Below are 5456 nucleotides of genomic sequence, written 5' to 3'. Positions count from 1 at the left end.
CCCGCATCGAGTCCGGAAACATCCCCGGCAGCAACGTTGCGACGATGGAGTACAGCCACGCCACCCCGATGCCCATGGCGATCAGGGTGAACATGTTCAGGCTGCGGTTCTGCAGGGATGCCCAGCCACGTTCGAAGAACGGCCAGCCCGCCCACAGCACTACCGGTGTCGCCAGAACGAGTTGTATCCAGTTCAGGGACTGGGGCGCGATCCAGTGATGGAGGTCGAATAGGTGCGCCGACATTTCGAGGACAAACACGGGCAGCGCCAAGGCCGAGCCGATCCAGAAGCGCTTGGTCATGTCGTGGAGTTCAGGGCTTGGACCGGTATCGGCAGTGGGCAGTTCCGGCTCCAGCGCCATGCCGCAGATCGGACACGAACCCGGCTCGTTGCGGCGGATCTCCGGGTGCATGGGGCAGGTCCAGATCGTTCCCGCCCTTGCTGATGTCTTGGTCTCGGCCTGCGATTTGGCAGCGTTAGGCTCGGTGTACTTGGTCGGATCATCCATGAACTTCGACCGGCATCCTTCGGAGCAGAAGTAGTAGGTCGATCCTTCATAGGTCGCCGTGTGCTTGGCCGTGGCAGGATCGACACTCATGCCGCAAACCGGATCACGGACTTCCCTCACATCGTCGATCGAAGTGTCGCCCGACCCGTCTCGTTGATGGTGATGCGCATGATCGTCGTGGTGGTGCTTGGTTGCCATGATGATCTCCTGTTTGCGTGATTCTGCACCTTACCACCGTGGCAAGGTCAATAGCGCGTTAGCACTCTCCAAGCGGCAGGCTGGGCACGACAGCGTCGGTGTCCAAGAATCTCGCCGCAGCGCACCCATTGGCGGCAGTCTATTGTCCAGAGCGGCAGGGACAGGCTGATGCCCACGGGGTGCTAGGGCAGAGTTCGTCCAAAAGGACGTAACCAAGGCCCGTCAGCTTGGACACGATGGCGCCCACGTTCAGGTCAGGTCCGGGGCGGACCGTCATCGTCCCGCCGGTCAGCGAGACACCAACGTAAGCGACGCCCGGCAGGGGCATCACGGCGTTTTCGATAGCGGCCACACAATTGGAGCAGCCCAAGTTGGCAATGGCGAATGTCAGCTTCGCCCGCTTGGTCACGTCTCGAAGCTCACTTTTCCAGCCATGTCGAACTCGTAGACATCGTCGCGGAAGCTGACCACGCCGTTCCGGTTCGCCCAAGCCGAGATATAGGTGGTATGAATCTCGACGGGGTTGCGCACGTCGACGTCCTTACGTTCGCCGGTGGAAAACACGTTGCCGATCTCACCCGGTCCCCAGTCACCGTTGTCGCGCAGCACCCAGCCTACGAAATCCTGCACCTGGTCCACCCGCACGCAACCGGAGGAATAGAACCGCGCATTGTCGCCGAACAGGCCCTTGGTAGGGGTATCGTGCAGGTAGACGGCATGGGGGTTGTGGAAGTTGATCTTGACGTTGCCCATGGAATTGAGCGGTCCGGGGTCCTGCCGGAAATTGTAGTTCACGGCCTCTTCCGTCTGCCAGTTGATCTCGCTCGGCTGCAGTTCGCGACCGCTGCCATCGTAGATGCGGATCTTCTGCTCAGTTAGGTAGTTGGGGTTCTCGTTCATGTACTTGATGAGATCGCGCCTGATGATGCTCTTGGGTACGTTCCAGAACGGGTTGAAGTTGATCTGGTGGATGCGGCTTTTGAGGATCGGCGTCTGTCGGTCGATCCGACCGACCACGGCAGTGTGCCGTCGAACCACCATGCCGCCTTCGACCGTCTCGATGAAGGCAGCCGGGATGTTCACGATCACGTAGCGATCCGCCAGTGCCGGCGCCATGGCCTGGACGCGCAGCAGATTGAGCCGCAATTGGTGGAGGCGTGTCTCCGCCGGAACGTTGAGGGCGTACCAGGTCGCCTCGTCTACCTGGCCATTCACCTGCAAGCCGTGCCGGGCCTGGAACCGGCGCAACGCGGCGTCGGTCGGCGCGTCCATGGCATCGTCGACGTTTTCCACCATCGGCATGTCCGCGGAGGCCAGTAGGCGCCGCTTGAGCTGGACCACGCCATCGCGTGCGGCGCCCATCGTCACGCCGTAGGTTTCCTGCGGCACCTGCTCCCACCCGCCACGGGCAACGAAGGGCTCGTACTGGGCAACGGCCATCTGCAGGTTGTTGACGGTGTCATACGACAATATCGGCTCGACCGTGTCGATGGCCTGGATGGCAGCAGCACTGTTGGCTTCCTGCTCGGCATCGCTGAGGGAGCGGTTCTGGTTCATCATGTCCCATAGCGACTGCGCCTGGGCAGGCTGCATCATGAGATGGGTGGCGGCGGCGCCGGCAGGCAGCAGCCGAAGGAAATCTCGTCTCTTCATCGTTCAATCCAATGCGTAAAGGTCCATGGACGGCGGCAATCGGACAGCCATCGTGCCCATCGCTGCGTGGCGCCAATGTTGCGGATCAGGGTCGGCGTGGAGGACGGAAATGCTTGGAACGATGATCGGGACTGGGGATGGCGCCACCCGCATCGAACGCGAAATCGATTCGTCCCAAGTAGAATACCCCATCGAATTCTTGAGACGGGATGCCTGCCGACAGCGCGCAGCAGCCGGTCGAATGGAAAGGGTGTTGCGCATGGTTCTGGCCATCCCCGTCCAGTTGGGCCACGAGGACATCCGCATTTCCGGGGGCATGGTCCGATGCGCCCGACTGGTGCACGCAAAACACCAGGGCGATCATGGCAAACAGGATGGGCAGCAGCCCGCGGCGAAATCCGATGCTCACTTCCACTCCTCGGGGGCTCAAAGGCCATTCCAGCGGAACATCCTTAGTCTACGGTTAAATTCGACGAGAGTACGTCCCCTTGGAGGCCGGATCACCCAGGCTTGATGTTATCGGGGTCCGGGGCACCCGGAGCGGATGTTCGCAGGGGCGAAGGTCAGATGATGATGTGCTGACGGGAACACCTCTTCACATATTCTCCTTCCTGCGACGAAATGGTCCTTGCTCCTCTAGTGGCCATAGATCGTAACGTGGGCCGACGAGGAGGAGGCCGCATGGCATCACATAACCCGAACTCGAGTTGGTTGATCCTGGCTTGGGTGGTGGCCCTGGCGGCAACACTGGGTGCGCTGTTCATTGGTGAGATCATGGGCCAGATGCCGTGCGTCCTCTGCTGGTACCAGCGGATTGCGATGTTCCCGCTTGCTCTGGTTCTCGGCATCGCGGCGATGCGCGGCGACGAAGGAATCTGGATTTACGCCCTGCCTGTCGCTGGTGTCGGACTGGCGATCGCCACCTACCATTCGCTGCTGTATTCCGGCATCCTACCCGCGCCCATACAACCCTGCCAGGCCAACGGGCCATCCTGCTCCGGCGACGGGATGCTGGTCCTGGGCATCCCTATCCCCTTCCTGTCGATGGCGTCGTTTGCCGCCATCGCACTCCTTCTCCTCCCGCTTGCACGGAAACCAGCATGAAATCCCGCACCCTCGTCATCGGCGTCGCAGCCCTGGCCCTAGTCGTTTTCGCCGTTGCCGCATGGCTTTACCCGCGCCAGGCGCCGCAGCCCCCCTCGCCTGTGGTCGGCACCATCGAGGAGGCGGGCTATGTTCGGCCCCATTCCTTTGTCATAGGTTCCGCGGATGCGCCCGTTACCATCTCGGAGTTCTTTGATCCCAGTTGCGAGGCGTGCCGGGCTTACTACCCGATCGTAAAGCAGATCATGGATCGCCATCCCGACCAGGTGAAGTTGGTGCTAAGGTACGCACCCTTCCATGATGGCTCCGACGAAGCAGTCAAGATGCTGGAAGCCGCCCGGCTGCAGGATCTGTTCATTCCCGTGCTGGAGGCTTTGCTGGCCAGGCAGCCGGAATGGGCCGTCCACGGCGCACCGAACATTGACCTCGCCTGGCAGATCGCCGGAGAGGCAGGGCTGGACGTGGAACGGGCCCGGGAGGATGCAAAGCGCCCAGGCATGCTCGGCGTGATCAACGCCGACCTGGCGGATATCGAAGCCCTTGGCGTCACGCAGACGCCGACCTTCTTCGTGAACGGAAAGGCGCCGGCGAGCACCGACCCGCAGGCGCTCGCCGACCTCGTCAGCAGCGAGGTGGCGAAAGGCCAATGACCGCACCGATCGATGTCCTGGTGATCGGCGGTGGCCAGGCGTGGCAGGCTTTTTGCCGAGCCTTCTGGGTTCGCTGCCGAGCTCGGCGACGAAACGCAGGTCCATGCGCGAGCCGTGATCGTGGGCACGGGTGCATTGAAACCACCAGCCGTGCCGCAACTCTCCCGGGCGTTTGCGGGCGAGGTAGCTCAGCTCACGGCTGGAGACTACCGCAATCCGATGGCCGCCGGACCGGGCACCGTGCTTGTGGTCGGCGACGGCGCGTCCGGACGGGACATCGCGGTTGATCTGGCACGGACCCACCATGTGGTGCTCGCAACCGGCAAGCCTCGCCGCCTCTTTCCGGAACGGATACTCGGCCAGAGGACATGGACCTGGATGGACCGCCTCCGCCTGCTGTCGGCATCTGCAGGATCGCCGGTCGGCAGGATCATGCAGGCAACCGATCCGTTTCCGAACCGGGGGCGGAGCTTCAGGGTGCTCCGTGCAGCCGGCATCGATATCCGACCTCGCCTCCATGGAACCGATGGACGAATAGCCATCTTCGGCGATGGCAGCCTTGTCGACGTCAGCACGTTCATCTGGGCGACCGCCTACCGCAACCATGACGGTGGGATCGAAATCGACCTTGGTTCACCCGGCTTGTTCTTCCTGTTCCGACCGTGGCAGCGAAACCGTGCCTCCGGCCTTATCCTTGGAGCCAGCAGGGATTCCCCGCCCGTTGTGGATGCCGTCCTCGATCATCTCCGGCAGTCGCTGCCGCACCGCCCCGACGCGCCCATGAATGGAGAAAGAGCTTGCTCCTCTAGCGATTGCAGGAATTAGACTCACCCGGAACAGTCGAAGGAGCCGTTCAATGAGCCACTCTCACGGTACTAAGGATCTCAGTTCCGGGCGCGGGAAGCGCCTGCTGATCGCGCTGGCACTGAACCTGAGCATCGCAGTCGCGGAGGTGGTTGGCGGCGCGGTGTCCGGATCTCTGGCACTCATCGCGGATGCCGCCCACAATCTCTCGGATGCTGGTTCGGTTCTGGTCTCCTATATCGCATGGCGCATTTCGCGGCGAGTGGCGACGCAGAGGCGGACATTTGGCTATGCCCGGGCAGAGACGGTCGGCGCGCTGATTAATCTCACCACCCTGATCATGATCGGGCTTTATCTGTTGTGGGAGGCGGGATCGCGTTTCCTCGAGCCCACCGAGGTCGTGCCGACCACGGTGCTGATCGTCGGTGCCATCGCGCTCGTGGAAGACCTGGCAGCCGCATGGGTTCTGCGCAAGGATCTTGGCAGCCTCAACGTCCGAAGCACCTTTCTTCACATGATTGCCGACGCGCTCGGCACCG

The 5456-nt window shown here is 62.3% G+C and carries 8 protein-coding genes; 4 read left to right on the top strand and 4 right to left on the bottom strand.

What is annotated here, in order from left to right:
• The 4 genes from C8264_RS21870 to C8264_RS21855 form a co-directional block, all read right to left on the bottom strand.
• The coding region (locus C8264_RS21870) for a YHS domain-containing protein (protein ID WP_114355254.1) at positions 1–706 on the bottom strand (706 nt) is incomplete at its 3' end.
• Between the two features lie 139 nt (positions 707–845).
• Positions 846–1115: a heavy-metal-associated domain-containing protein gene (locus C8264_RS21865; RefSeq protein ID WP_162783848.1), complete on the bottom strand. Its 270-nt coding sequence runs from the start codon at positions 1113–1115 to the stop codon at positions 846–848.
• Entirely contained in the window at positions 1112–2359 is a 1248-nt protein-coding gene (locus C8264_RS21860; RefSeq protein WP_108463098.1) for a L,D-transpeptidase family protein, read from the bottom strand. The genes C8264_RS21865 and C8264_RS21860 overlap by 4 nt, the downstream gene beginning before the upstream one ends.
• An 85-nt stretch (positions 2360–2444) precedes the next feature.
• On the bottom strand, positions 2445–2768 hold the full coding sequence (locus C8264_RS21855; protein ID WP_162783847.1) for a hypothetical protein: 324 nt from the start codon (positions 2766–2768) through the stop codon (positions 2445–2447).
• A 272-nt stretch (positions 2769–3040) separates the two neighbouring features.
• Here C8264_RS21855 and C8264_RS21850 point away from each other — a divergent pair, with 272 nt between their 5' ends.
• The 4 genes from C8264_RS21850 to C8264_RS21835 all read left to right on the top strand — a co-directional run.
• Positions 3041–3463, top strand: coding sequence for a disulfide bond formation protein B (locus tag C8264_RS21850; protein WP_108463096.1), 423 nt, complete (start codon positions 3041–3043; stop codon positions 3461–3463).
• Positions 3460–4113: a DsbA family protein gene (locus C8264_RS21845; RefSeq protein WP_108463095.1), complete on the top strand. Its 654-nt coding sequence runs from the start codon at positions 3460–3462 to the stop codon at positions 4111–4113. Before C8264_RS21850 ends, C8264_RS21845 begins: the two co-directional genes overlap by 4 nt.
• A gap of 30 nt (positions 4114–4143) precedes the next feature.
• On the top strand, positions 4144–4938 hold the full coding sequence (locus C8264_RS21840) for a SidA/IucD/PvdA family monooxygenase (RefSeq protein ID WP_108463094.1): 795 nt from the start codon (positions 4144–4146) through the stop codon (positions 4936–4938).
• Positions 4939–4969: 31 nt separating this feature from the next.
• A partial coding sequence (locus C8264_RS21835; protein WP_162783846.1) for a cation diffusion facilitator family transporter occupies positions 4970–5456 on the top strand: 487 nt, incomplete at its 3' end.

It is taken from the genome of Devosia naphthalenivorans (assembly GCF_003056355.1).
Lineage (GTDB): Bacteria > Pseudomonadota > Alphaproteobacteria > Rhizobiales > Devosiaceae > Devosia > Devosia naphthalenivorans.
The sequence above is the reverse complement of the archived record's forward strand: the minus strand, read 5'-3'. Positions and strand labels throughout refer to the sequence as shown.